At 61.3% G+C, this 26,890-nt stretch carries 26 protein-coding genes; 12 read left to right on the top strand and 14 right to left on the bottom strand.

Going from position 1 to position 26,890, the window contains the following annotated elements:
• Positions 1–117: 117 nt before the first annotated feature.
• From rplM to WDB88_RS07015, 3 genes are all read left to right on the top strand, one after another.
• The gene (gene rplM / locus WDB88_RS07025) at positions 118–579 is read left to right on the top strand and encodes a 50S ribosomal protein L13 (RefSeq protein ID WP_339106975.1); all 462 of its coding nucleotides are present in this window, start codon (positions 118–120) and stop codon (positions 577–579) included.
• 2 nt (positions 580–581) lie between these two features.
• Complete coding sequence (gene rpsI / locus WDB88_RS07020) at positions 582–1,076, top strand: 30S ribosomal protein S9 (RefSeq protein ID WP_339106974.1); 495 nt, start codon at positions 582–584, stop codon at positions 1,074–1,076.
• A gap of 567 nt (positions 1,077–1,643) precedes the next feature.
• A complete protein-coding gene (locus tag WDB88_RS07015; RefSeq protein ID WP_339106973.1) occupies positions 1,644–4,352 on the top strand; it encodes an Rne/Rng family ribonuclease in 2,709 nt (902 codons plus the stop codon).
• A gap of 149 nt (positions 4,353–4,501) precedes the next feature.
• Here the strand turns inward: WDB88_RS07015 and WDB88_RS07010 are convergent, their stop codons facing one another.
• The 6 genes from WDB88_RS07010 to purC all read right to left on the bottom strand — a co-directional run bounded on the left by WDB88_RS07010 (position 4,502) and on the right by purC (position 10,060).
• Complete coding sequence (locus tag WDB88_RS07010) at positions 4,502–4,888, bottom strand: hypothetical protein (protein ID WP_339106972.1); 387 nt, start codon at positions 4,886–4,888, stop codon at positions 4,502–4,504.
• Positions 4,889–5,018: 130 nt separating this feature from the next.
• Positions 5,019–6,347, bottom strand: a complete 1,329-nt coding sequence (locus WDB88_RS07005; protein ID WP_339106971.1) for a sigma-54 dependent transcriptional regulator — start codon at positions 6,345–6,347, stop codon at positions 5,019–5,021.
• A gap of 23 nt (positions 6,348–6,370) precedes the next feature.
• Positions 6,371–8,038, bottom strand: coding sequence for an ATP-binding protein (locus tag WDB88_RS07000; RefSeq protein ID WP_339109493.1), 1,668 nt, complete (start codon positions 8,036–8,038; stop codon positions 6,371–6,373).
• Between the two features lie 160 nt (positions 8,039–8,198).
• Entirely contained in the window at positions 8,199–8,867 is a 669-nt protein-coding gene (gene purQ / locus WDB88_RS06995) for a phosphoribosylformylglycinamidine synthase subunit PurQ (protein ID WP_339106970.1), read from the bottom strand.
• 73 nt (positions 8,868–8,940) lie between these two features.
• Complete coding sequence (purS, locus tag WDB88_RS06990) at positions 8,941–9,180, bottom strand: phosphoribosylformylglycinamidine synthase subunit PurS (protein ID WP_339106969.1); 240 nt, start codon at positions 9,178–9,180, stop codon at positions 8,941–8,943.
• 118 nt (positions 9,181–9,298) lie between these two features.
• A complete protein-coding gene (gene purC / locus WDB88_RS06985; protein WP_339106968.1) occupies positions 9,299–10,060 on the bottom strand; it encodes a phosphoribosylaminoimidazolesuccinocarboxamide synthase in 762 nt (253 codons plus the stop codon).
• A 269-nt stretch (positions 10,061–10,329) separates the two neighbouring features.
• On the opposite strand from purC, the gene WDB88_RS06980 reads away from it, so the two are divergent.
• The 3 genes from WDB88_RS06980 to WDB88_RS06970 all read left to right on the top strand — a co-directional run bounded on the left by WDB88_RS06980 (position 10,330) and on the right by WDB88_RS06970 (position 13,936).
• Positions 10,330–12,459, top strand: a complete 2,130-nt coding sequence (locus WDB88_RS06980; protein ID WP_339106967.1) for a phosphatidylglycerol lysyltransferase domain-containing protein — start codon at positions 10,330–10,332, stop codon at positions 12,457–12,459.
• 95 nt (positions 12,460–12,554) lie between these two features.
• Positions 12,555–13,511: a betaine--homocysteine S-methyltransferase gene (gene bmt / locus WDB88_RS06975; RefSeq protein ID WP_339106966.1), complete on the top strand. Its 957-nt coding sequence runs from the start codon at positions 12,555–12,557 to the stop codon at positions 13,509–13,511.
• 266 nt (positions 13,512–13,777) lie between these two features.
• Positions 13,778–13,936 (top strand): hypothetical protein, encoded by a 159-nt coding sequence (locus WDB88_RS06970; RefSeq protein WP_339106965.1) that lies wholly within the window; start codon positions 13,778–13,780, stop codon positions 13,934–13,936.
• 20 nt (positions 13,937–13,956) lie between these two features.
• On the opposite strand, the gene WDB88_RS06965 is transcribed toward WDB88_RS06970, so the two are convergent.
• The 4 genes from WDB88_RS06965 to tatA form a co-directional block, all read right to left on the bottom strand.
• Positions 13,957–14,754, bottom strand: a complete 798-nt coding sequence (locus WDB88_RS06965; RefSeq protein ID WP_339109492.1) for an ATP-binding protein — start codon at positions 14,752–14,754, stop codon at positions 13,957–13,959.
• A gap of 294 nt (positions 14,755–15,048) precedes the next feature.
• Positions 15,049–15,912, bottom strand: coding sequence for a twin-arginine translocase subunit TatC (gene tatC, locus WDB88_RS06960; RefSeq protein ID WP_339106964.1), 864 nt, complete (start codon positions 15,910–15,912; stop codon positions 15,049–15,051).
• A complete protein-coding gene (gene tatB, locus WDB88_RS06955; RefSeq protein WP_339106963.1) occupies positions 15,909–16,397 on the bottom strand; it encodes a Sec-independent protein translocase protein TatB in 489 nt (162 codons plus the stop codon). Before tatB ends, tatC begins: the two co-directional genes overlap by 4 nt.
• Positions 16,398–16,425: 28 nt before the next feature.
• Positions 16,426–16,653: a twin-arginine translocase TatA/TatE family subunit gene (gene tatA / locus WDB88_RS06950; RefSeq protein ID WP_339106962.1), complete on the bottom strand. Its 228-nt coding sequence runs from the start codon at positions 16,651–16,653 to the stop codon at positions 16,426–16,428.
• A gap of 239 nt (positions 16,654–16,892) precedes the next feature.
• Here tatA and WDB88_RS06945 point away from each other — a divergent pair, with 239 nt between their 5' ends.
• From WDB88_RS06945 to WDB88_RS06920, 6 genes are all read left to right on the top strand, one after another.
• Positions 16,893–17,531, top strand: a complete 639-nt coding sequence (locus WDB88_RS06945) for a MarC family protein (protein WP_339106961.1) — start codon at positions 16,893–16,895, stop codon at positions 17,529–17,531.
• Between the two features lie 91 nt (positions 17,532–17,622).
• Complete coding sequence (locus tag WDB88_RS06940; RefSeq protein ID WP_339106960.1) at positions 17,623–18,201, top strand: TIGR02281 family clan AA aspartic protease; 579 nt, start codon at positions 17,623–17,625, stop codon at positions 18,199–18,201.
• A gap of 126 nt (positions 18,202–18,327) precedes the next feature.
• A complete protein-coding gene (locus WDB88_RS06935; protein WP_339106959.1) occupies positions 18,328–18,666 on the top strand; it encodes a metalloregulator ArsR/SmtB family transcription factor in 339 nt (112 codons plus the stop codon).
• A gap of 111 nt (positions 18,667–18,777) precedes the next feature.
• Complete coding sequence (serS, locus tag WDB88_RS06930) at positions 18,778–20,067, top strand: serine--tRNA ligase (protein WP_339106958.1); 1,290 nt, start codon at positions 18,778–18,780, stop codon at positions 20,065–20,067.
• A 122-nt stretch (positions 20,068–20,189) separates the two neighbouring features.
• Complete coding sequence (locus tag WDB88_RS06925) at positions 20,190–20,384, top strand: hypothetical protein (RefSeq protein ID WP_339106957.1); 195 nt, start codon at positions 20,190–20,192, stop codon at positions 20,382–20,384.
• 64 nt (positions 20,385–20,448) lie between these two features.
• Positions 20,449–21,183, top strand: a complete 735-nt coding sequence (locus WDB88_RS06920; RefSeq protein ID WP_339106956.1) for a hypothetical protein — start codon at positions 20,449–20,451, stop codon at positions 21,181–21,183.
• 56 nt (positions 21,184–21,239) lie between these two features.
• Here WDB88_RS06920 and der read toward each other — a convergent pair whose 3' ends face one another.
• The 4 genes from der to WDB88_RS06900 all read right to left on the bottom strand — a co-directional run bounded on the left by der (position 21,240) and on the right by WDB88_RS06900 (position 26,887).
• Entirely contained in the window at positions 21,240–22,763 is a 1,524-nt protein-coding gene (gene der, locus WDB88_RS06915) for a ribosome biogenesis GTPase Der (protein WP_339106955.1), read from the bottom strand.
• 135 nt (positions 22,764–22,898) lie between these two features.
• A complete protein-coding gene (locus WDB88_RS06910; RefSeq protein WP_339106954.1) occupies positions 22,899–24,209 on the bottom strand; it encodes a PQQ-binding-like beta-propeller repeat protein in 1,311 nt (436 codons plus the stop codon).
• A 62-nt stretch (positions 24,210–24,271) separates the two neighbouring features.
• Entirely contained in the window at positions 24,272–24,916 is a 645-nt protein-coding gene (locus tag WDB88_RS06905; protein WP_339106953.1) for a tetratricopeptide repeat protein, read from the bottom strand.
• Positions 24,917–25,045: 129 nt separating this feature from the next.
• Positions 25,046–26,887 carry an ABC transporter ATP-binding protein/permease gene (locus WDB88_RS06900; protein ID WP_339106952.1) on the bottom strand — a complete coding sequence of 614 codons (1,842 nt, stop codon included), beginning with the start codon at positions 26,885–26,887 and terminating at the stop codon, positions 25,046–25,048.
• Positions 26,888–26,890 lie beyond the last annotated feature (3 nt).

The following is a 26,890-nucleotide window of genomic DNA, read 5'->3' as shown; positions in this document are numbered from 1 at the left end:
CTAAATTGCAAGTCATTGTAATATATTAATTTTATCAAGATAAAGAGGCTTGATTTTGATTTGAAGATCGTGGAAAAGCCCCCAATCTGAATTCACAACCCGTCAAGGGACGATCTTATGAACACCTATACCGCAAAACCGGCGGAGATCGAAAAGAAGTGGATCCTGATCGACGCTGAAGGCGTCGTTCTGGGCCGTCTTGCTTCGATCGTCGCAATGCGTCTGCGTGGCAAGCACAAAGCCACCTTCACGCCGCACATGGACATGGGCGACAATGTCATCATCATCAACGCCGACAAGGTGCAGATGACTGGCAAGAAGCGCGATGACAAAACCTACTACTGGCACACGAACCACCCGGGCGGGATCAAATCGCGCACCGCGCGTCAGATCCTCGAGGGCAACCACCCCGAGCGCGTCGTGATCAAAGCCGTAGAGCGTATGATCTCGCGTAACCGTCTGGGCCGCGCCCAGATGTCGAACCTGCGCGTCTATGCCGGTGCCGAGCACCCGCATGAAGCACAGTCGCCCGAAGTTCTCGACGTCAAGTCGCTGAACAAAAAGAACACCCGGAGCTAATCATGGCTGAAGAACTCAAATCCCTCGACGATCTGAAGTCGGCCGTATCGGGCGTTGAAGCTGCTGGCGAAACCACCGTTTCGATCAACCGCGAGCCCGTCCGTGACGCACAAGGCCGCTCCTACGCGACCGGTAAGCGTAAAGACGCAGTTGCCCGCGTGTGGGTCAAGCCGGGCACCGGCAAGATCACCGTGAACGGCAAAGAGATGAAGGCTTACTTCGCTCGCCCCGTTCTGCAGCTGATCGTGAACCAGCCCTTCGGTGTTGCTGGCGTTGAAGGCGAATTCGACGTTTACGCGACCGTTGTTGGCGGTGGTCTGTCGGGCCAAGCAGGTGCCGTGAAGCACGGTATCTCGAAAGCTCTGCAAGTCTACGAACCGGCACTGCGTCCGGCTCTGAAAGCTGCCGGCTTCCTGACCCGCGACTCGCGTGTTGTTGAACGTAAGAAATTCGGTAAGCGCAAAGCACGCCGTTCGTTCCAGTTCTCGAAGCGCTAATCTTCGCGAATATCCAATTCCGGAAAGGGCCTGCCATCGTGCGGGCCCTTTTCTATTGCGACACTCCCACCGCGAGAAACTGCCCGATTTATCGCCTTTAGCGGCATTGCCGATACTTTCTCACAACCGGGTAAGCCCTTGTTAACCATTCGTTGACGAAAAACAGATTGTGTTTTCCACAAGGCACCGTCTATTGTTGTTTTTATGTTGGTGTTCTGTCACGTCACGTGATCCCACCCACGGATTTCGCTGAATTCCGGCCGGTAAGGTCCGCGCGTCACTCGCGCGACCCCGTCCAGGATCAACCGATTGGCCGCAAGGCCGCACGCCACGCCGGGCAACCCCCTCAGGGAAGAACGGCATCAGTTTGGGCGCGGACCACAAGTCCTACCCCGCCTTTAGGATGAAACGCGATGACGCGACCGGATGGACCAAGGAAGATGTCGGGCAGGCTCTACGCCGCCGCCTTCCCTCTGGCGACGTGCGCTCTCGCCACAGAAACAGACCACAAAGCACAGTCGCCTGGCCTTGCCACGGCGCGCCGTTCTTTGCGGGAAAGCAGGATAAATGGCAAAGAAAATGCTCATCGATGCCACACACGCGGAAGAAACCCGCGTGGTGGTTGTGGACGGGAATAAAGTCGAAGAGTTCGATTTTGAGACGATAAACAAGCGCCAGCTTGCCGGAAATATCTATCTGGCAAAAGTGACGCGGGTCGAGCCTTCGCTACAGGCCGCCTTTGTGGATTACGGTGGAAACCGTCACGGGTTCTTGGCTTTCGCCGAGATCCACCCTGATTATTACCAGATCCCCACGGCAGATCGCGAAGCGCTTCTGGCGGAAGAGCGCGCCCTTGCGCAATCCGACGAGGACGAAGAAGAAAAACCGGCGCGCACGCGTCGTCGTCGTCGTTCGTCGCGCAGCGATGCTGCGGAAACGCAGCCTGCACAGGCCGAGGCGACCGCAGCAGACGAGACCCTGCGTTCGGAAGATATTCCCGGCATGGGCGTGGCCGATCCGTCAGAGGACAACCTCCATATCGAGGATCACGACACCCCCCAATCCGACGACGCCCCCCATGATGCGGCCGACGAGCAGGAAGACGACCACGGCTCGGAAAGCGATCATGACGATGACGACATCGAATCCGTCGCCGAAGAGGATGTGAGCGAAGAGATCCGCCGCCCGCGCAAGCCCCGCGCGCGCCGCTTCAAGATCCAAGAGGTCATCAAGGTCCGCCAGATCATGCTGGTGCAGGTGGTGAAGGAAGAGCGCGGCAACAAGGGGGCGGCACTGACCACCTATCTGTCGCTTGCTGGCCGCTACTGCGTGCTGATGCCCAATACCGCCCGCGGTGGCGGCATCTCGCGCAAGATCACCAATGCCGCCGACCGTAAGAAGCTGAAGGATATCGCCTCGGAACTCTCCGTTCCGCAGGGCGCGGGTCTGATCATCCGCACGGCAGGCTCGCAACGCACCAAGACCGAGATCCGCCGCGATTACGAATATCTTATCCGTATGTGGCAGCAGATCCGCGAACTCACGATGAAGTCGGTCGCCCCTGCCCCGATCTATGAGGAAGGCGATCTGATCAAGCGCTCGATCCGTGACCTCTACTCGAAGGATATCGACGAGGTGCTGGTTGAAGGCGAGCGCGGCTATCGTGCGGCCAAAGACTTCATGCGGATGATCATGCCGTCCCATGCAAAGAACGTGCAGCATTATGCCGAGGCGCTGCCGCTTTTCGCGCGCTATCAGGTCGAGGGCTATCTGGCCTCGATGTTCAACCCCGTGGTGCAGCTGAAATCCGGAGGCTATCTGGTGATCGGCGTGACCGAGGCACTGGTGGCAATCGACGTGAACTCCGGCCGTGCGACCAAAGAGGGCTCCATCGAGGAGACCGCGCTGAAAACCAACCTCGAGGCCGCCGACGAGGTGGCCCGTCAGGTACGCCTGCGCGACCTTGCTGGCCTCATCGTCATCGACTTCATCGATATGGACGAGCGCAAGAACAACACCGCCGTTGAGAAACGGATGAAGGACAAGCTCAAGACCGACCGTGCCCGCATTCAGGTCGGCCGCATCTCGGGCTTCGGTCTGATGGAAATGTCGCGCCAGCGTCTGCGTCCGGGGATGATCGAATCTACCACGCAGCCCTGCCCGCATTGCCACGGCACCGGCCTCATCCGCTCGGATGACAGCATGGCGCTGCAGGTCCTGCGTGCGATCGAGGAAGAAGCCACCCGCAAGCGCGCCCGCGAGGTTCTGGTGCGCGTGCCTGTTGCCGTGGCCAACTTCCTGATCAACCAGAAGCGCGAACATATCGCCCTGATCGAGTCGCGCTACGGGCTTTCTGTCCGTATCGAGGCCGATCCGACGCTGGTCTCGCCCGATTACGTGATCGAGAAATTCAAAACCGCAACCCGTGTGGTGCCCGAAGCGGTGTCCAATGTGGTTCATGCCAGTGCAGAGTTCATGAGCGAGCTTGAAGAGCTGGATGCGGCCTTGGATGCGGAGATCGTCGAGGAAGACGAAGACGAGGCGCCCGAGGCTGCCACGGAAACGTCGACCGATGAAGGCCCGAAGAAGAAGAAGCGCCGCCGTCGTCGCCGTCGGAAATCGGGTGCGGATCAGCTCAATGATGAGGCTGAGACCGAATCTGACGAAGAGGACAGCGCCCCTGCGGCTGAGGCAGAGCCGGACGTCGCCGCAGAAGACGCCGAAGGCGAGGCCACGGCACCGGAAGCTGCAGAAGAGGCCCCCAAGCCCAAACGCAGCCGGTCACGGTCGCGCCGCAAGCCCAAAGCTGAGGCTGAGACCAACGCCGAAGCGGGTGACAATGCGGCAGACACGACTGCCGAAGCCGAAGCTGCGCCCGAGGCCACCGCGGAAGCAGAGGATGCGCCCAAGCCCAAGCGCAGCCGGTCCCGCGCGCGTCGTTCGAAAAAGGACGAGACGCTCGCTGTCGAGGCTGAGGTTGAGGCTGTTGCAGCTCCGGCTTCCGGGACTGTTGTAGACACGGCCCCCGCCGCGGAGGCGGTAGCCTCTGTTCCGGAAGCCGATGCAGGTCTGGCAGAAATCGCCTCCCCTGCGGCACCGGTTGCCGAAGCCCCCGCCGCAGAGGCACCGGTTGCCGAGGCAGCGGTTGGCGAGGTCATCACGGCACAGGCACCGGTCGCAGAACGCGCGAAGGAAAGCACAGCCGAACCCGAAGCCGCTCAGGCGGAAGCGGATAATGCGCCCAAACGCCGGGGCTGGTGGAACGTCGGCAACTAAGCCCCCAAAGACTGCCAAAGGGCCTGAAGCATCCCTGCTTCAGGCCCTTTTTCTATGGCAGCCAAGTGCGCCATGCCGGCCAGCAACGGTCCAGAATGCGGGGCTGCGACAGCCCCCTCGGCGGCATTGCAGACCGCCGTCGCAAAAACCTATTTGACGGCCCCGAGCCCGCGATCCTCTGCCGCCCCATCAAGCATATGCGTCATCTCTTCCACGCGCTCAAACCGTCCTTCGGGATCGCGCGTTGCAAACAGATAGACCTCCTGCACCACCTGATGCCCGTCGCGCTTGGTGGCGGAGACGATATGGCGGTCGGCATAGTTCAGGCCATCACTCACCTCGTCCAGAACCTCGATTTCCGCCGAGGCGACAAGCTCGCGAAGCTTCTGGACATGGAGACGGAATCCCTCCCGGTCGTCCCAGACCCCATTGGTGCGCTGGCGATAGTTCGGGCTGAAATGACGGTCCAGAACTGCGTCAAGCGGCAGGTCCTGACGGTTCAGAAGATCGTCCAAAGCCGTTTTGATATCTGTCATTTTTCCTCGCACGATAAACCCCTTCAGAGATTTGCGGGCAAACCGCCCCCCGTCAAGATGGGGAGGCGGAGGCGGAAAAACAATGCGGCAGGGCACGGCACAGATTGGCTGCCCCGCCAAAGGCCTGCGCTCAGAGATAATCCTGACGGGCCAGACCGTATTTGGCCATTTTCTCGTTCAGGGTCCGGCGCGGCAGACAGAGTTCTTCCATCACGCTGGCAATCGAGCCTTTATGGCGGCGCATGGTATTGTCGATCAGCATCTTCTCGAAATTCTCGACATATTCCTTGAGCGGCTTGCCCTCGGTGGTGATCGCCGGAATAGTGCTGTCATTGTCATCCGTCATCAACAGCGAGGCAATCGAACCCGAGCCGCGACGCGCCTGCAAAACGGCCCGCTCGGCAACATTGATCAACTGGCGCACATTGCCCGGCCAAGGGGCCTGCAGCAGCTGTGCAGCCTCTTGCGCGGTCAGCTCGGGGGTGTCACAGCCATATTCATCCGCAAACTGCTCGGCCATCCGCGCGAAGATCGTCAGCACATCCTCCCCACGGTTGCGCAGGGGCGGCAGGGTGATTTTCAGGGCCGCCAGCCGGAAATAGAGATCGGGGCGCAGCACATCTTCCAGCGTCGTTCCCTCACCATGCTGGTTGCAGATCGCCACGATCCGCGTCTCCGCAGGCACGCCCTGCTCGGAGATGAAGGTCAGCAGACGGGCCTGCAAGGATTGCGAGAGCGCCTCGATATCCTCAAGGCAGAGCGTGCCGCCCCGCGCTTTCTCTACCAGCGGCAGACCGCTTTCGACAGGGCCGAAGAGCTTGGTCGCCAGATCCTCCTCGGAATAGGCCGCGCAAGAAACGGTCACCATCGCCTTGCCCGCCCGCGAGCCCGTCGCATGCAGCGCATGGGCCACCAGCGTCTTGCCGGTGCCGGTCTCGCCATCGATCAGCACATGGCCATCAGCCTGACTGAGGTCGAGAATATCCTCGCGCAACCGCTCCATCGGTTCGGACGTGCCGATCAACTTGCCCATCATCTGTTCGCCATTGGCCAGATCCTTGCGGATCGCACGGTTTTCCAATGTCTGACGGCGGGCTTGGGTCGCGCGTTTGGCCAGTTCGTTCATCCGGTCGGGATCGAAGGGCTTTTCAAGGAAATCCATCGCCCCCAGACGCATCGCTTCCACCGCCATCGGCACATCGCCATGACCGGTGATCATGATAACCGGCAAGCCACTATCAATGCCCATCAGCCGTTTAAGAAATTCCATCCCGTCCATGCCGGGCATGCGGATATCGGAAATCACGACACCGGGCCAATCGGCACCGATCTCTTTCAGCGCCGCCTCGGCACAATCGTAAGTTTCCGTGTCAAAGCCCGACAGGGCAAGCCATTGGCTGACGGATTGACGCATGTCTTCTTCATCATCGACAATTGCAATCTTCATCATTCGCGACATTTCGTTCTCCGTGGCGCGTTACGTCAAGCACGCTCTTCATCTGTTTTTGTTTCGTCCGACAGCAAGGGCAGACGCAGTTCGAACACCGCCCCGCCTGCTTCGGCATTTCGGGCCGTCAACCGGCCCCCGAGGTCACTGGCGATCGAGGAAGAAATCGCCAAACCCAATCCGGTTCCCTCTCCGGGCTTTTTTGTTGTCCAAAAGGGTTCGAATAGTTTTTCAAGATCCGCGATGCCCGGCCCGTTATCACGCACCGAAAGCACCGCCTGCGCCCCGTCCGAGAGCAGGATGTCGATCTGCGGCTCGGTCGTGGCTTTGGTGGCATCAAGCGCATTGCGCAAAAGGTTGATAATCACCTGTTCCAGCCGGATGCGATCGGCCATCACCATGACCGGATTACGCGGCAGGCTCCGCACGATCTGCACCGTGCGCGATTTCAACTGCGGCTCCATCATCGACAGCGCCGAAGACACCGCATCGCGCAGGTCCACAGGCTCGAAGGCGGTGCCCCCCTTACGCGCATAGGATTTAAGCTGGCGGGTGATCGCGCCCATCCGGTCGATCAGATCGTCGATCCGCTGGAAGCTCGTCAGCGCCTCGTCGCCGCGCTTGCGTTGCAGCAACAGACGCGCACCAGCCAGATAGGTCTTCATCGCGGCCAGAGGCTGGTTCAATTCATGGCTGACCGAGGCCGACATCTCGCCCAAAGCCGCCAGTTTCGAACTTTGCGCCAGCGTCTGCTCGGCCACGGCCAGCTCTTTCTGGGCCTTCTCGCGCTCGGCAATCTCACGGGTCAGGCGGGTGTTCAATGCGCGCAGCTCTTTTGATTCCTGCCGCAATGCCACCGATTGCATCCGCGCCCTGCGCGACAGCCAGTAGAAGGCCAGCGCAAGAAAAATCGCAAAGCCCATGATCTCCAGTGCCAAGACGGCATTCACCCGCTCGCGCACGGAATCATAGGAGGTGAAGGCAGTCATCTTCCAGCCACGGAAAGGAATGCGGGTTTCGGTCTGCATCACACCGGCACCACCGAGATAGGCGTCGGGCGGCTCGTTGGCCAGATCGGCCGTCGCCTGAAGGGCCCGCTGGATCGCGGTCGGGGCATCCCGTGCGGCCAGCGCCTCGGCCATTGTCAGCCCGCGCCAGCGCGGCTCGGTGGTCAGGATGATCTTGCCTTCGCTATTGGTCACCGCCACGGCATCGGAAATCCCCGCCCAGGCCCGTTCGAATTTCGCCAGATCGGCCTCGACCACGATCACCCCCAAGGGGGTGCCGCCACTGCTGAGCAGCCGTGAATAGTTGAACTCTGTGCCCGGCCCTTCCATCGCATCGGTGGTGAAGACCGTATCACGCGACCGCTGGGCCTCCACGAAAAACGGCGCGGAGGCATAGCTGGTGCCGATCAGGTTGCGATTGGTCGCCGCGACCACGCGGCCCGACAGGTCCAGCAAACGGATCGACGCTGCGGACACATCATCGCGGGCCGAAATAAGCGCGGCCGATGTCTCGGAGAAATCACCGCTGGACAGAGATCGCGTCAGGGCCGGATCGCGGGCCAGCAGGAGCGGCACGATCGACATCCGCTGCAATTCCGAAATCAGGTTGCCCGTGTACAGCGCCAGACGCAATTCCGTGCGCACACGGGTGGTTTCGGTAAATCGCTGGGTCAGCCACGCATTGGTAAACCACATCGCGCCAGCGGCAAGGCACAGGATGCCAAAAACCGCCAGACGCACAAGAATGCGCCCGCGTCGGGTCCGATCGCGGGGCACAGTCTTTGTCTCGATGGTCAAGGTATGCGACATGCGCCAAATCTAGGCGAAGGCCTCAGGCGCAACAAGTCTCAAAGCTTCAGGCCGAGACAAGCCCGTCCAGCAAGGAGCGGAAAAGCGCCGCCCCGTCCGTACCGCCATGATTTGCATCCACCGCGCGCTCGGGGTGGGGCATCATGCCCAGAACCCGACGGTTTTCCGAAAGGACACCGGCGATATCATCCACCGAACCATTGGGGTTGTCGCCATAGCGGAAGGCCACACGGTCCTCGCCCTGCAGCGCCTTCAACCCTTCGGCATCAATCTGGTAATTGCCATCGTGGTGGGCAATCGGGATCAGGATCTCTTGGCCTTTGGAATAGCCTGCGGTGAACACGCTGTCTTGGGTGGCAACGGTCAGCGGCACCGGCTTCGAGATATATTTCAGCCCGCCATTGCGCATCAGCGCCCCCGGCAGAAGGCGCATCTCGGTCAGCACCTGAAAGCCGTTGCAGACCCCGATCACGTAACCGCCCTTATGCGCGAATTCGACCAGCGCGCGCCCGATGGGCGACTGGGCCGCAATCGCGCCACAGCGCAGGTAATCGCCATAGGAGAAGCCGCCGGGCACGCCCACGACATCCACCCCTGCCGGCAATTCGGTTTCTTTGTGCCAAACACGAACAACCTCGGCTCCGGCTTTCTCGAAACCGACGATCAGATCGCGGTCACAATTCGATCCGGGAAAGGTGATGACGGCTGCCTTCATGGCGACGCTCCTGTCTTACAGCTGCGCTAGAGTTGCAAAGGGGGGACGCGCCGCGCCCTCCCCGACTGTCTTCTCAGACGATTTCGACCGTGTATTTCTCGATCACGGTATTGGCCAGAAGCTTCTCGCACATGGACTGCACTTCGGCTTCTGCGGCAGCCTTGTCGGCGGCCTTCAGGTCAAGCTCGATCACTTTGCCTTGGCGCACGCCTTCCACGCCGGCAAAACCAAGCGCACCAAGCGCGTGGCGAACGGCCTCACCCTGCGGGTCCAGAACCCCATCCTTCAGCATCACGTGAACGCGGGCTTTCATCGGTGTCATCCTCTGCAAGTCTTAGGGCAGCGTGCTGCCTTTGGTCATCGGAGACCGGCATGCCGGTCCCCATTCAGTCTGTGTCGGTCCCACCAATCAGATGCAGACCGCGGTGTGGTCAATTAATCAGCGTGGGCTTGGAGCCATTGCCCTGCTCGGGCAGCACGCCCAGACGACGGGCGACTTCGCTATAGGCATCGGTCAGGCTGCCCAGATCGCGGCGGAACACATCCTTATCAAGATGCGCGCCGGTTTTGACATCCCACAGGCGGCAGCTGTCGGGGCTGATCTCGTCGGCCACGATCAGACGCATGAAATCGCCTTCCCAGATACGACCGATCTCGATCTTGAAGTCGATCAGCTTGATGCCGACCCCAAAGAAGATGCCCGACAGGAAGTCATTCACCCGCAGCGCCAGCGCCACGATATCGTCGAGATCCTGCTGATTGGCCCAGCCGAACGCCACGATATATTCCTCCGGCACCAGCGGGTCGCCAAGTGCGTCGTTCTTGTAGCTATATTCCACGATCGGGCGCGGCAGCGGCGTGCCTTCTTCCAGACCCAGACGCTTGGCAATCGAACCGGCGGCAAAATTGCGCACGATCACTTCCAGCGGCACGACCTCGACCTGACGGATCAGTTGCTCGCGCATATTGAGGCGGCGGATGAAGTGGTTCGGGATGCCGACATTGGTCAGACCGTTCATGAAGAACTCCGACAGGCGGTTGTTCAGAACCCCTTTCCCGTCGATCACGTCCTTCTTCTGAGCGTTAAAGGCCGTCGCATCATCCTTGAAATACTGGACCAGTGTTCCCGGTTCCGGGCCTTCGAACAGGATCTTCGCTTTGCCTTCGTAAATCTTTTTGCGCCGGGGTGCCATGTGCTCTCCACTCGGATAATGACCCGGACGCGCCCCATGCGCGCCAATCGGACATGCGGGCAAACCTATGCCCTTTCTCGCCCCTATAGGCCAAGCCCTCTTTCGCCGCAAGCCTGCAACGCAAACCAAAGGTTCCGCACTTGGCATTTCCGGCGCTTTGTGACGCGCGACGCGCAAAAACAGCACAACCCGTAGCAGTGTGTTATGAACGTTAAGCTCGTGTAAGGGCCTTCGCCCTAGTCTCGCTCTCGCGAAACGGAGGACGAGTGATGCGTCATTACGGAAAAATTGCCGGACAACAGGCATCAGAAGCAAAAGCATGGCTGGACAGGACCGTTCTGGATGCCCGAAGCCATGACATCGCACTGCCCGCCCCCGATCTCTCCGATCCGTCCTATGCCGAACGCCATCCGGAGGCGATGATCATGGCCGAAACCGCACGTCTTCTAGAGGCGGATGGCCCCGCCGAGGCACTGGCGGATCCGGCAGAGATTCCGGCCAAGACGCAGTCTCTGGCATGGGGCAAAGCGGTGCGGCGGCAACTGGCCGCGATTGTGATGCTGGCGGCTTTTGCATGGGTTCTGCGCGACCGTGTAACCGGGCTCGATTATACGGCGATTCTCTCGTCGCTCACGCAGGTCTCCGCCTTGCAATGGATGGGCGCGATGCTTGCGACATGTCTCTCCTTTGCGGCACTGGCCAATTATGACGCGCTGATCCACAAGATCATGGAGACCGGCCAGCACGACCAGCAGGCCAGACGCGCGGGCTGGGTATCGATCGCGATCTCGCAGACCGTGGGCTTCGGTCTGATTTCCGGCGCGCTTGTGCGCTGGCGGATGCTGCCCGGCTTCTCGATGATCGAAGCCTCTAAGATGACGGCCATGGTCGCTGCGACCTTTCTGGCAGGCTGGGCGGTCGTCACGGCGATCGTGGTCATCATCACGCCCGTGCAGCTGCCGGGCCTGCCCGTTTTTGCCCTACAGGGTTTTGCCCTTCTGGGGCTGTTTCTGGGTGGCGGTGTGGCCGCACTTGCGCTGTGGAACCCTGTCGTCAAGATCGGAAAATGGCAGCCGCGCCTGCCCAGCCTGCCGATCATGGGGCGGATTCTGTGGCTGACCGTCCTCGACACCGCTTTTGCCGCGCTTGCGCTCTGGGTTTTGTTGCCCGCTGAAACCGTGCACCCTCTGGTGGCGCTCTATCCGGCCTTTCTGCTGGCATTGGGTGCGGGCTTCATTTCCGGCACGCCGGGCGGGGTCGGGCCGTTCGAGGTGACGCTTCTGATGCTGCTGCCCGGAGCCGAGCAGGCCCCGCTTCTGGCCGCGATCGTGGCGTGGCGCGTTGTGTATTACGGTGCGCCCGCAGCCTTGGCCCTCGGCATGCTGGCACTTGGCGCGCCGGTAAGGCATCTGCCGCCGCGCGGGCGCCTGGTGCCTGCCGCCCGTGAATTCACCCCCCGCATCGCCGCTCTGGCAGCGCAAAGCCCCCATGCCGAATTCGGCATTCTCCGTCAGGGCGAACATTTCGTTCTGCTGGGCGAGAACATGCGCTCGGGCTGGATGATCGGCCAGACACAGCAGGCCTTGGTGGGGCTGCGCGATCCGGTCGGGGCGCACTCCCTGCCGGAAATGTTGCGCAGCCTCAGGATCGAGGCCCGCGATCAGGGACGATTGGCCTGCCTTTACAAGATCAATGCGCGCACGGCACTAGAGGCCCGCAGGGCGGGCTGGGCGGTGACGCCTGTCGCGCAGGAATGCTGGCTGCGTCCAGACCGGTTTTCCCTTGATGGTCCCGCCCTATCAGGCCTGAGGCGCAAGTTGCGCAAAGCCAAAAAAGCGGGGGTGGAATGCCTTCACTGTATTGACGAGATGCCGCTCGCGCAGATGACGGAGGTCGCGGCAGAATGGGCCCTCGCCCGCGGCGGCGAAAGGGGGTTTTCCATGGGGCGCTTTGACGCCGGATATGTCAGCGGCCATGAGGTCATTCTGGCCTGGCATGCAGGGCGATTGGTGGGGTTTGCCAGTTTCCATAGCAACAGCCACGAATGGGCTCTGGACCTGATGCGCACGACCGATGACGCGCCGGATGGCACCATGCACCAACTGATCGTCACAGCGATAGAGGCGGCACGGGCGGAAAACTGCCCGCGCCTGTCTCTCGCCGCGCTCCCTCCCCGCCCGGATCAGATCGAAGGACCTGCGGCGATGATCTGGCGGCGCGCGGAAAAAGGACGGGGAGCCGTCGGGTTGCGCCAGTTCAAAATGGGGTTTGCCCCCCAGTTGAGCACACTTTATATTGCCGCCCCCTCGCGATCGGCCCTTGCCCTTGCGGCGGCCGATATCGCGCGGATCATCCGCAAGCCACCGCCCCTGCCGCAGACATCTATCCACAGGGAGTGAATTGAACTCGGCGCCCTTGCGTGGCAAGTGGAGCACGCAGCGCGGGTCCCTGATGGCCTCCGGCTGCCCTGCGCATCCGACGGACGAGTGGTACCATGACCAAGCGATTACAGCAGCTCCTTGCAGAGAACGATACTCTGCTCGCGGATGCCGCAACCGGCACGACCCTGTTCAATATGGGGCTGCCCGCCGGCCATCCCGCCGAGCTATGGTCTGTGGAACATCCGGAGCATGTCACGGCCCTTCATCAGGAGGCGCTGGAAAATGGCGCGCAGATCCTGTGCACCAACAGCTATGGCGGCAATCGCTGCCAGCTTGAACGTTTCGGACGTGGCGCACAGGCCCCGCTGCTGGCCACCGCAGCGGCCCGACTGGCGCGCAAGATTGCCGATCAGGCCCCCGACCCTGTGATCGTGGCAGGGTCCATCGGACCGACGGGCGAGATTTTTGCCCCGATGGGGACGATGACCCGCCAACGCGCCGTCGAGATCTATACGGAGCAGGCGCGCGCCTTGCGCGAAGGTGGGGTCGATCTGCTATGGTTTGAAACGCTTTCCTCCCTCGAGGAGGTCCATGTTGCAGAAATCGTCGCACGCGACTGCGCGATGGAATGGTGCATCAGCATGAATTTCGACACTGCCGGACGCAGCATGATGGGGGTCAGCCCCACCGAGTTCACCCGCAAGCTGGACAAGCTGGCATATAAACCCGTGGCCGCCGGAGCGAATTGCGGCATGGGGGCATCGGATCTTTTGCGCAGCATTCTGGAAATGGCCGCCAGCGGAACGGATATCCCGCTGATTGCGAAGTCGAATGCCGGCGTCCCCCATTTCCATCATGGAGAGCTGCACTATACCGGCACGCCAGAGTTAATGGCCGAATATGCCTTGATGGCGCGGGATTGCGGCGCACGGATCATCGGCGGTTGCTGCGGCACTCAGGGCGCACATCTGGCAGCCATGCGCGACGCCCTTGCCCGCACGCCGAAATCCTCACGTCCAACGCTGGATCAGATCGCACAGGCTCTGGGCCGGTTTTCGAACGGCGCATAACGGCGCCGCGATCTGCGGACCTGAGGCTGACCGCTTCCGGCAGAGGCCCGCAGCATACGGCTCCCCAAGCCCCCAGAGCCCCAACTCACCGTCAGGCCGATTCTGTCACACTTTTGAAACGCCGCCGGACTGCACAAGCACTAGGCGTTTCACGGGCCAAATCACTGCATATTGCAATTTTGTGATATTTTTAGAGCTTATCATGGCGCGACCCATCTTTTCCTTAACCTTTTGCCGTCCCATATTGGAAAGGTAAGGAGAAACCGATGCCGTTACCAACCTTCCTCTTGCTCATCCTGGCCGTGCTTGTCGCAGCCGGAGCAACCTTGTGGTTCGCCATTTCGGCAGGGATCCCCGCCCCCGCCGTCGCATTGGTTTTGCTGGGCTGCGTCGGAGTGGCGCGGCTGATGGAGCGGATCGAGTAATCCGCTCCTACCCCCTTTGATCACAGGGCAACGCCCTGACGACCTGCGAGATCGGTGACGAACTGCCATGCCACGCGCCCCGAACGTGACCCGCGTGTGGCCTGCCACTCGATTGCCTCCGCCCAAAGCGCCTCATCCGAAATCGTAAGACCGTAACGGTCGCAATAGGCGCGGATCATCTTGAGATAATCGTCCTGCGAACAGGGATGGAAGCCCAGCCACAGACCGAACCGGTCGGACAGGGACACTTTCTCCTCCACCGCCTCGCCCGGATTGATCGCGGTAGAGCGCTCGTTCTCGATCATATCGCGCGGCATCAGATGGCGGCGGTTCGAGGTTGCGTAAAGAATGACATTTGACGGGCGCCCTTCGATCCCGCCATCCAGAATGGCCTTCAGCGATTTGTAATGCCGGTCATCGTGATCGAAGGACAGATCATCACAAAACAGGATGAAGCGGATTTCGGGAGCCGCGCGCAGATGCGCCAGCAGACGCCCGACAGATGGCAGATCGTCGCGCGACAGCTCCACCAGTTTAAGCGGCAAGCCCTGTTTGACGGCCTGCGCATGGGCCGCCTTCACCAGGGACGACTTGCCCATACCGCGCGAGCCCCAAAGCAGGGCGTTATTGGCCGCCGCCCCGCGCGCGAATTGCAACGTGTTCGTCAGCAGGATATCGCGGGACCGGTCGATGCCCTGCAGCAGATCGAAATCCACCCCATTGACCTCGGCCACCGGATCCAGCCGGTCAGGAGACGTGCGCCACGCGAAAGCGGTCGCGGCGGCAAAGTCGGGGGCAGGCATCGGCGCAGGCGACATGCGTTCAAGCGCCTCCGCGATGCGGGTCAGGGCGTCTTGCCCGCCTTGCGGGGTCACGCTTGACAGATAGTCCAGAATGCGCCCCTCCTCGGCATCTTGCAGCGGGCGCTGGCCATCAAGAAACTGGACCAGAATATCCTCGCGCAGCCCCGTCGCCGTGCCCAGATCCTGGTTGGTCAGGTTACGGCGCGCCAATTCGTATTTCAGGTCATTGCGGTGCATGGGATCGTCCTTCGAAAATGAACCCCGGACATGGCAAGCATCTCCGGGGCGATAAATCTGTCAGTGCAAAGTTCAGGAGGATTTGTTCTCGGGGTCCTCGTCGTCCTCGTCATCCTCTTCGACCCATGTCCCCTCCGCCCGCATCCGCGCTTCGCGGTTACGCTCGATCCGGCGCACAAGGAAGATCGACACCTCGTAAAGACCGTAGACGACCGTGAACAGGATCACCTGCGAGATGACATCAGGCGGGGTCGCGATAGCTGCCACGATCAGGATGGCCACAACCGCATATTTGCGCACGCTGCCCAGACCAGCCGCAGAGACCAGCCCCGCCTTGCCCATCAGCGACAGCAACACCGGCAACTGGAAACAGATCCCGAAGGCCATCACGAATTTCACGGTCAGCGACAGGTATTCCTGCACCGAGCCCTGAAAACCGATAGCGGCCATATCATTGGCCGCGGCCCCGTCGGGAGTAAATCCGCCCTGCTGGAAGCCGAGAAAGAAATTGAACGCAAGCGGCAGGATCACGTAATAGGCAAAAGCCGCGCCGGCAAAGAACATGATCGGCGAGGCGATCAGGAACGGCAGAAACGCGTTTTTCTCCGAGCGATAGAGCCCCGGCGCCACGAAACGCCACATCTGGTAGGCGATAATCGGGAAAGACAGGGCAAACCCGCCCATGAACGAGATCGTCACCGCGACGAAGAAGCCTTCCTGCAGCTTGATCAGATAGAGCCCGCAATGCTGGCCGCGATCCGCCAGAGCATGGCAGATCGGATGGGTCAGGAAGTTGAAGATCGGGTTCCAGACGGCATAGCAGGCCACCATCGCCACAATGAAAGCGGCCAGCGAATACAGGATACGCGTGCGCAATTCAGCAAGGTGTTCGATCAGCGGCGCTGCGCTGTCTTCAATATCGTTCTCGGCGCTCATGGCGTCTCTTTTCTTTCCGCGCCCCGATCCTGCGCCGCAACCGGCGCATCGGTGGCCGGTACCTCGGCAGGGTGGCTCGGCGGTGCGATCTCGGGCTCGTCCGCAAGCTCGGACGGGTCGATTTGCGCCGCCAGATTGGGATCAGGCTCGGCTACGGGGGCCGTGGCCTGCTCTGCCGCTTGCGGGCTGGTGGCCGCTTTGGGCAGGCCGGGCTGCCATTTCTCGAACTTCTCGGTCGCGCGTTCCAGCGCATCCAAGCCCAGAGCCTTCTTGGACGTCAGCCCTTTCAGCTCTTTGGAGGTTTCGGCAAGACCGGCCTGATCTGCCGCATCCTCCATCGCCCGCGAGAACTCGCGGGCCATCGCCTTGGCCTTCCCTGTCAGACGCCCGAGGGTCCGGAACATGACAGGAAGATCCTTCGGCCCGACGACGATCAAGGCGACCACGCCGATAACCAGAAGTTCGCTCCAACCGATATCAAACATTCAGGGCCTCCAGCCGCTGTCTCGCAGCTCAGACCTTGTCTTTCTTGTCCTCGGGGGTCACATCACGCGCCTCGGTGCGTGAGGGGTCGTTGCTGGCATCCTCGATCTCGTTCGAGCTGTCCTTCACCCCTTTTTTGAAGGCCGTAATGCCCTTGCCGACTTCGCCCATCAAAGACGAGATCTTGCCGCGTCCAAACAGGACAAGAACCACAACAGCGATCAGAAGAAGGCCCGGAAGGCCGATATTGTTCAGCATAGTCTACTCCACACGCAGGGCCAGCCACCACAGGTCGGGGACAGGCCAATCGGACACCACGTTTATGGCCTCCGGTTCCTCAATCAAAGCCCCAATCGTTCCCGTTGACGTGAATTTTAAGCAACATGTGGAAATTCGCACGATTTATAAGCAGTGCCCGTGACATATCTTTGCCGGCATGCTACCGGCAAGGCAGTCTTCATGCCAGAATTCTGGCATCCATCTTTTCCGGGGGTCTTATGGCTGTCGCCGACTATCTTACCGCTTTTGTCACGCTGTTTGTGGTTATTGACCCTATCGGCCTTGCACCGGTCTTTATGGCCCTTACCAGCGGCGTGCCCACCCAGAAGCGGCGCGGGATCGGTTTTCGCGCCGTGGCCATCGGGGCGGTGCTGCTGACGCTGTTCGGGTTATTCGGGCAGAATATCCTTGACGGGATCGGCATCTCGATGCCCGCCTTCCGCATTGCGGGTGGGGTACTGCTGTTCCTGACCGCGCTCGACATGCTCTTCGAGCGGCGTACTAAGCGGCGGCAGGATCAGGGCGAGGAACATGCGCAAGACCCCGATCACGACGATCCGTCGGTCTTCCCGCTGGCAACCCCGCTGATTGCCGGACCGGGGGCGATGGCCTCGATGATCCTGCTGACAGGGCAAGGCGATGGCACGGCGCTGCATACGATCGCCATTCTGGGCGTCATGCTGGCGGTGCTGCTGTGCGTGATGGCCTCTTTCGCCATCGCCGCCCCTGTCGAGCGCCTGCTGGGGCGCACCGGCGTGATGGTGGTGACACGGCTGCTGGGGATGCTGCTGGCCGCGCTTGCGATCCAGTTCATGCTGGACGGGCTGCACAAAGCTGGCCTCAGCGGCATTCTCTAAGCGATTACAGGCACAAGCCCCCGACCAAAAGACCGGCGCCAGACAGAAGAAGGCACTGGCATTTCCGCCCTGTGCCCGCCATATATATCCGATGACCGGAGATGATATTGGCCAGCTTGTCTATCTTGTTCTGCTGCTGACAGTGGTTGGCGGCTATGTCATGTTCGATTTCAGGCGCAATCTCTCGCGCAGGCTGCAGCAGCTTGCGATCTGGGCGCTGATCTTTCTGGGCGTCCTCGCCGCTGTCGGGCTGTGGGCCGACATCCGCAGCACCGTCCTGCCCAGCCAGAAAGTCGTCGCCGAAAACCGCATCGAGGTCCCCAAAGCGCCGGACGGGCATTTCTACCTGACCGCGAAGGTCAATGGCAAACCGATCCGCTTTATCGTCGATACCGGCGCCACGACCATCGCCCTCAGCCGCGAGGATGCCCGAAAGGCGGGCATCAACACCAGCGATATGGCCTTTATCGGGCGGGCGAGCACGGCCAATGGCATGATTCGCACCGCCCCCGTCCGGCTTGCCACAATGGATCTGGGCCCGATCCACGACACCAACGTCCCCGCAAGTGTCAACGCCGCCGAGATGGACGGCTCGCTGCTGGGGATGACCTATCTCAGCAAATTCGCCCGTATCGAACTGAGTGCGGACAAACTTATTCTTGAGCGCTGAACTAAGGATTTGCGATCAAACGAATTTGACGTTAATTTGCATCGTATTATCTAATTAAAAAGTTTCTGGTAACGAACGCGGTATGCGATTGCGTTTATAATACCTATGAAAGAAGGATCGCGCCTTATGGTCTCGGTTTTAGATACAGAAAAAGTAGAGAATGGCGCCAAACTGTCCCCCGAGGAAATGACCGGAAGGGCACAAGAGGCAGCGGGGCTGCTGAAAGCCCTGTCCCATGAGGGACGGCTGATGATCCTGTGCCACCTGACCGAGGGCGAACGCTCGGTGAGCGATCTGGAAAACCTGCTGGGCGCGCGTCAGGCTGCGGTAAGCCAGCAACTGGCGCGGCTGCGTCAGGATGGCCTTGTCGAAACCCGTCGGGACGGGAAAACCATCTTTTATTCGATCCGTGACGAACGTGTGAAACGCCTTCTGACCACGATGTACGAGCTCTTCTGCGCCTGAAGTTGCGCCCTGCGCGCCACGTTTGTGCAATTCGCTGTTTTGCCGACCTTTCCCCGAGACTCAAATCGGGATAAAGCCAGAGGCGCAATCACAGCGAGTTAGAGGACCGTCATGCACGACATTCGCGCGATCCGTGAAAATCCCGAAACCTTCGATGCTGCTCTGGCACGCCGCGGGCTGGAGCCGATGTCGGCGCAGATCCTCTCGATCGACGAGGCCCGCCGCAAGGCCATCCAGACCGCCGAGGAAGCCAAGGCCGAACAGAATGCCGCCTCCAAGCAGGTCGGCGCGGCCAAGGCCGCAGGCAATGACGCCGAATTCGAGCGTCTGCGCGCGCTGGTTGCGGACAAGAAAGCCGAAGTGGCGGCCATGCAGACCGAGGCTGGCGCCAAGGATGCGGAGCTGCGCGATCTGCTGATGACCATCCCCAATATCGTGCTCGACGAGGTGCCGCAGGGCGCGGACGAGGACGACAATGTGGAAATCCGCAAATGGGGCGACGTTCCGAGCTATAGCTTTGCGCCGAAAGAACATTACGAGCTGTCCGGCGTGGGCGCGAATATGGATTTCGAAGTGGCGGCCAAGCTGTCCGGCTCGCGCTTTGTGGCGCTGCGTGGCGGTGTGGCCCGTGTCCACCGTGCATTGGCGCAATACATGCTGGATCTGCATGTCGATACGCATGGGCTGGTCGAGAATATCACGCCCGTTCTGGTGCGTGACGAAGCGATGCTGGGCACCGGCCAGCTGCCGAAATTCTCGGAAGACAGCTATCAGACGACCAATGGCTGGTGGCTGATCCCCACCGCCGAGGTGACGCTTACCAATTTCGCCAGCGGCGAAGTCTGGGACGAAGCCACCCTACCCCGCCGCTATGTCGCCCATACCAACTGCTTCCGTTCGGAGGCAGGCTCTGCGGGTAAGGACACCTCGGGCATGCTACGCCAGCACCAGTTCGAGAAGGTCGAGATGGTCACCATCTGCCATCCCGAAAAAGCCATCGAAGAGCATGAGCGCATGTTGACCTGCGCCGAAGCCGTGCTGGAAGGTCTGGGCCTGCCCTATCGCCGGATCATCCTATGCACCGGCGATATCGGCTTTGGCGCGCAGAAAACCTATGATCTCGAAGTCTGGCTACCGGGGCAGAACACCTATCGCGAGATCTCTTCCGTCTCCACCTGTGGCCAGTTTCAGGCCCGCCGCATGAACGGGCGCTTCAAGCCCGCCGATGGTGGCAAGCCCGAATTCCTTGCCACGCTGAACGGTTCGGGTCTGGCCGTGGGGCGCTGCCTGATCGCCGTTCTGGAAAACGGCCAGCAGGAAGATGGCTCGGTGGTTCTGCCCGAGGCTCTGCACCCCTATCTGGGCGGCAAGACCAAACTGGTAGAGGGCGCCCTCGTCTGAGGCATTCCGCCAAGGCTGCCTTTTAAGGATGGCCGCTATAGGACGCTCCTATGACCTGTGTCATGGGAGCGTTTTTCATTATATATTAAGGTTACGCCACCCGATGGAACGGAGAACCGATCATGACCCGTCTTCTGCAAGATCCGGAACACCTCGCCCGCGAGATCTGTGACATGGATGACGTCTCGATTGCGGCCTATGTCTCGCAGCTCTGCTACGAGCGCAAGCTGACCAAGATCGTGCATGCCCTCAACGAGGCCGAAAGCGCGCCCTCCGGCGCAGCCAAGGCGGCGCTGGATCATCTGGGATTTATTTGACCCCGAAGGGAACTTTCGGAACTTTGGCGCGTTCCTGCTGGAAACAACTGCAGGACAGTCCGCAATGTTCCGCCAAACCTTCCGCATGAAAGCCATTCTGCTTTTCGTCGCGACACTGGCTTTCGTTCTCTCGCCGCTCTGGTCTCCCTCGTTCAAAGGGTATGATCCCAGCATGTTCCCCAACCCCGTGGACAAACCCGCCGTGCAACCGGCGGGATGGGCATTCTCGATATGGTCGCTGATCTATCTGTGGCTGGTGATCCACGCGGCGTGGGGGCTGTTCAAACGCGCCGAGGTCTCTGGCTGGGACCAACCGCGCTGGCCGCTTTTTGTGTCGCTGGCCCTTGGCGCAAGCTGGCTTGTGGTTGCCACATCGCAGCCTTGGCTTGCCACGCTGCAAATCTGGATCATGTGGGCAGCCGCTGTCTGGGCAATGGCGCACGCGCCCCGCACGCTTGAGCCCGCGCTGCTGTCCTGGCCGATCTCGCTTTACGCAGGCTGGCTGACCGCTGCCTCTGCCGTAGGGACGGGCGTGGTGCTGATCGGCTATAATATCGGCTCCGAAACGGTGGTCACCCTTCTGATGCTGTCACTGGTGGCGGCGCTCAGCCTGACACTGATTTTATGGCTGCGCCCGCCACGTGGTTATGCCCTTGGCGTGATCTGGGCCTTGATCGGGGTGATCGCGGCAAACTGGGGCCATGACGTTATCATGCTGCCAGCCTGCATCTACGCGCTGGCCCTGCTGGTCCTGACCTTCTGGCAGCCGCGCAGCCCGCGACATGGCTATTCCCATTAACCGCCCTATCGGCGAGAGGTCAAAAAGAAACCCCGGCATACAGGCCGGGGTTTTTCTTAGTCGTCTTTGCTTTTGTCTTTGGTCTTGCGACGTTCGGCAGCGGCGGATTTGAACGCGGCCTGTTTCTTGGCATCCACGTGTTTTTTAAGACGCGAAGGGATGGATTTCTTCTTGTCCTTATAGGGGTTGGCCTTGCCCTGATCGCGGAAATAGATCCGGATCGGCGTGCCCCCCATATCAAAGCTCTCACGCAGCCCGTTCACCAGATAGCGGCCATAGGCTTCGGGGATCTTGTCGGTATGGGTGGCCTTCACCACAAATCCTGGCGGGCGCGTCTTGGCCTGCGTCATATAGCGCAGCTTGATCCGGCGCCCACCGGGGGCGGGCGGCGGGTGCGCCTCGGTCATGGCCGAGAGCCAGTTGTTCAGTTTCGCGGTGGGCACACGGCGGTTCCAGACCTCATGCGCCTTCAGGATCGCGGCATGAAGGCGGTCAAGCCCCTTGCCGGTTTTCGCCGAAACGGTCACCAGCGGCGCGCCTTTGAGCTGCGGCAACAGGCGCTCGAAGGCCTCGCGCAGTTCCAGAAGCTTCGCGGGCTTATCGTCTTCGAGGTCCCATTTATTGGCCGCCACAACAACGGCACGGCCCTCGGTTTCCGCGAAATCGGCAATCCGTAGATCCTGCGTTTCAAACGGGATATTCACATCCAAGAGAACCACCACGACCTCGGCAAAGCGCACGGCGCGCAAACCATCGGCCACGGAAAGCTTCTCCAGCTTTTCGTTCACACGGGCCTTCTTGCGCATACCGGCAGTGTCCCAGATGCGCATGGGCGTGCCCATATAGTCGGTCTTGACCGAGATCGCATCGCGGGTGATGCCTGCCTCGGGGCCGGTCAGCAGGCGGTCCTCATTGAGGATCTTGTTGATCAGCGTCGATTTCCCCGCATTCGGACGACCGATCACGGCAAGCTGCAGCGGTTTGGCCGCCGAGGGCGGAATATAGGCGGGGATGTCATCTTCGGACAGCTCATCCTCGATCACCACATCGGTCTCGGGGATCGCGGCCACATTCTTGGCGGCGAAATCATCGGCCAGCGGGCGCAGCACATGGTAAAGGTCATCCATACCCTCGCCATGCTCTGCCGAAATCCGCAGCGGCTCGCCCAGACCGAGGCTCCAGGCCTCCAGGGCGCCTGCCTCACCGGCATTGCCTTCGGCCTTATTGGCGGCCAAGATCACATTGGCATTCTTGCGGCGCAGGATATCGGCGAAAATCTCATCGGCGGGGGTCACACCCACACGGGCATCTACCACGAAGAGGCAGATATCGGCCTCTTCCACCGCGCGCTCGGTCAGGCGGCGCATACGGCCCTGAAGGCTGTCATCCTCGGCCAGCTCCAGACCGGCGCTATCGATCACGATAAAGCGCAGATCGCCGAGGCGCGCGTCGCCCTCGCGCAGGTCGCGGGTCACACCGGGCGTATCATCGACAAGCGCCAGACGCTTGCCGACCAGACGGTTGAACAGGGTCGACTTGCCGACATTAGGGCGACCAACGATCGCGAGGGTAAAGCTCATAAGGCCCTCCTTGGGCGGCGCAGCCCCGTACGGGATGCGCGGATTCGAACGCGTCTCCTACACGGGACGCGGGCGCGGGTCAAACACTGTTAAAAGAAAACCGGGCAAAAGCCCGGCTTCCTTCGATCAAACCCCTCAGCGATAGGCCAGAAGCTTGCCATCGCGCGAAACGACATAAAGCGTGCCGCCTGCCACCACAGGGGCCGAAGCCGCACCGCCGGGCAGATCGACCGCCGCCAGAAGCTTGCCCGAGGCCGGATCAAACACCCGCAGACGGTTGTCGGACGAGGCGACAAACAGCTTGTTGCCGGCCAGAACCGGCCCGTAATGCGCATAGATCGCCTGTTGTTTCTTCGGCTTTTCCTTGACGTAATAGGGCATATCCACGGCATAGATCTCGGCACCGGTGGCGGCATCAAGACGGGTCAGCTTGGCTTCATCCGAAATCAGGAAGACCGAACCGCCCGCCACGACCAGCGGCGAGGTCGCCCCTGTTTTGGCCACCCATTTCTGCTTGCCCGATGCCAGATCGAAGGCGGCAGACCGGCCTGCCGAGGTGCCTGCATAGACGACATCGCCCACGATGACGGGATCGCCCGTCAGATCAACGATGCTCCCGAAGGCACGGCCCAGACGGCGGCCCGGAACGCGGGCCTGCCACATGTCGAAACCGCCTTTGGGCAGCGTGGCCATCAGATCCCCCGAGGGGAAGGGGAAGACAGCCGTATTGCCCCCCACCGCAGGGGCCGAGACCCCCGTCATGGCCGAGGGCGAGGCCCCGCCCTGCATCTGCCATTCCACTTTGCCATCTGCCGGACGGATCGCCCATGCCGAACCGTCACGCGCAACGACATAGACCAGACCATCCGCCACGGTCGGCGCGCCACCGATCGAGACGCCGAAATCCTGACGCCAGCGCACATTGCCGGACGCTGTATCCACCGCCACCAGCTCGCCATAGCCCGTGGTCACAAACAGCGTATTGCCCGAAGCGGCCAGACCACCGCCCGAAGCCGAGCCGGGGGTTTCATTGGCCGGCACCAGATTGGCGCGCCACAATGTCTGCCCCGAGGTCGAGGTGGCGGTGACATCGGTATGGCTGTCGAGCGTAAAGATCCGCCCTCCCAACACGACCGGATCCGAGGTAATGCGGTATTTGCGGGCATCCCCCTGCCCGATCCCTGCCTGCCAGACCAGCGTCGTTCCCTGCCCGATGGCCGCATTCGGCGCGTGGTGGGTCGGACCGCCGGCACGTTGGGGCCAGTCGGCATTGGCGGTCACAGCGGGCAGGCTGAGCGCCGTCGAGGTGACAGGAGCCACCTCGGTTGCGGTATCGGAGAGCACATCGCGCGGATCAAGCCGATCGCCCTGAAGGACAACTTCCTTTTCGCAGGCGGAAACCGCCAGCATCATGCCAAGGGCCGCCATTTTGTGAACAAGCTTCACCGCGCTACTCCTGCCGTCAATGTTACTTCGGAAATACGCGGGCAGCCTGCCCGCGCAAGGGCTCAGCCCTGTTTCATCTCGCCACCAAGGGCCACAATAAGCTGCGTCAGGCGTTGCTGCACCCCAGAGGTCAGATCAGCCTCCTGCAGCATGGATTGCGCCTGGCTGATGGCCTCATCGGTTTTGCCATCTGCCACCAGCACCAGAATCTGCTGTTCCTGTGCCAGTTCGGAATAGGGCGCTCCGGGCTTGGCCAGATCGGCCAGCATGGCATCGCGTTCGGACGCGGGCATCTGCGCCCCTTGCGCAAGGATCAGTTTCAGACGCGCCAGATCGTGCAAGCTGGGCGGCAGGGCCTGATTATCGGCGGCGGCCTGAAAATGGGTCACGGCCTGATCGGTCTTGCCGTCCTCCAATGCGGTGGCCCCTGCCACCAGATCCAGCACACCGGCCCGCGCCCCTTCGGCCGGAACATCTTTCAGCGCCGCCAGCGGATCTTCGGCTTTCATCGCCGCCATCACCCCGTCGCCAAAGCTTTGCGCCGCAGCATCACGCTGCTGGGTCTGGTATTCGTTCCATGCCGCCCCGCCCACAATGGCAAGCACCGCCAGAACGCCCACCCATCCCCAGCGTTTGAACACGCGGTAAAGACGGTCGCGACGCACCTCTTCGGTGACTTCGTCGATGAAACTGTCGGTCTCGCTCACGGGCCGCACTCCTTCGTCTTGCCAGCGGGTCGCAGAAGAATCCCGCCTGTCGGGCGAAGCTTGCCCGACCTGTTCCGGCCTTTCTTATACGCAAGCCTCCCCCTCCGGCAAGGGCAGGCGGGCACAGGGCTAGCTTTGAGCCCCGTCTTCACGTTCAATTTCTGCCGATTGGCGCGCCCACATACGGGCGTAGCGCCCGCCCTTGGCCAAAAGCGCCTCGTGGCGCCCCCGTTCGACGATCTGGCCCGCCTCCATCACGACAATCTGATCCGCATCGACAATGGTCGAGAGGCGGTGCGCGATGGTGATCACCGTGCGCCCCTGCCCCGCCTCGGCCAGCGAGGCCTGAATATCGCGCTCGGTCTGGGTATCCAGCGCCGAGGTCGCCTCGTCCAGCAGCAGGATTGGCGGGTTCTTCAGAATGGTGCGGGCAATCCCCACGCGCTGCTTCTCGCCGCCCGAAAGCTTCAGCCCGCGCTCGCCCACCTGCGTGTCATAGCCCTCGGGGAGGCTTTCGATGAAGTCGTGGATACGGGCGGCTTTCGCGGCGGCGATCACCTCGTCGCGCGTGGCCTGCGGGCGGGCATAGGCGATATTATAGCCCACACTGTCGTTAAACAGCACCGTATCCTGCGGCACGACACCGATCGCCGCATGCAGCGAGGATTGCGTCACATCGCGCAGATCCTGCCCGTCAATCTCGACCCCCCCGCCCGTCACATCATAAAAACGGAACATCAACCGGCCGATGGTCGATTTCCCCGACCCCGAAGGCCCGACCAAAGCCACCGTCTGGCCCGGCGCCACATCAAGGCTGATGCCCTTCAGGATCGGGCGTTCGGGCATATAGTGGAACCGCACATCGCGGAAGGTCACATGCCCGCCCGTCACCTGCAAGGGCGTCGCATCGGGCTTGTCCTGCACCTCGGGGCGCTGCTCCAGCAGGTCATGCATCTCGCCCATATCGGTCAGACCCTGCCGGATATTGCGATAGACCGAGCCAAGGAAATTCAGCGGCGTGGTGATCTGGATCATATAGGCCTGCACCATGACAAAATCGCCCACGCTCAGCGCCCCGCGCATGGTCTCCATTGCCGCCATCACCATCACCGCACACAGTCCGGACGAGATGATCAGCGCCTGCCCTGCATTCAGAAAGGCCAGCGAGCGATCGGTGCGGATCGCGGCCTTCGCATAATCCGCCATAGAGGCATCGTATCGCGACATCTCCCACGCATCGGCATTGAAATATTTGACCGTCTCGTAATTGAGCAAACTGTCGATCGCCTTCTGGTTGGCCTCCTGATCGGCCTTGTTCATCCGCTGGCGCACCCGCACCCGCCATTCGGTCACTTTCAGCGTGAAGACCACATAGGCCATGATCGTCACCAGCAGCACCAGCGCATAGCGCCAGTCGAAAGCGACGGCGAAAATCACCAGCACGAAGAGCATCTCGATGACCATCGGCAGAATGTTGAACAGCAGGAATGACAGGAAGACCTCGCTGGCCTTCACCCCCCGTTCGATAATCCGCGTGATCGCGCCGGTCTTGCGCCCGATGTGGTATCGCAGCGACAACATATGCATATGCCGGAAAGTCTTGAGCGCGATATCCTTGGTCGCGCGCATCTGTACCGGCGCGAAAATCGCATTGCGCAATTCGCTCACGCCCGAAGACAGAAACCGTGCCACCCCATAGGCCACGGTCAGCGCGACCGCCCCGAGCGGCAGCAGAAGCGCCGGATCGCGGGCATCGCCCGACAGCGTATCGACGGCGAGCTTGTAAAGATAGGGCGTCAGCAGCGTGATGACCTTGGCCGTCACCAGCAGCAGCATCGCCCACACCACCCTGCGCCGGACCCAAGCGGCCTCGGCAGGCCACAGATAGGGCAGGATAAAGCGGATCAGCGTCCAGCCGCGCTTGCGGTCGGCCTTGGCGACATCGGAGGGCAAAGAGGTATCGGGCGGCATATC

It is taken from the genome of Thioclava sp. GXIMD4216, from assembly GCF_037949285.1.
GTDB lineage: Bacteria > Pseudomonadota > Alphaproteobacteria > Rhodobacterales > Rhodobacteraceae > Thioclava > Thioclava litoralis.
The sequence above is the reverse complement of the archived record's forward strand: the minus strand, read 5'-3'. Positions and strand labels throughout refer to the sequence as shown.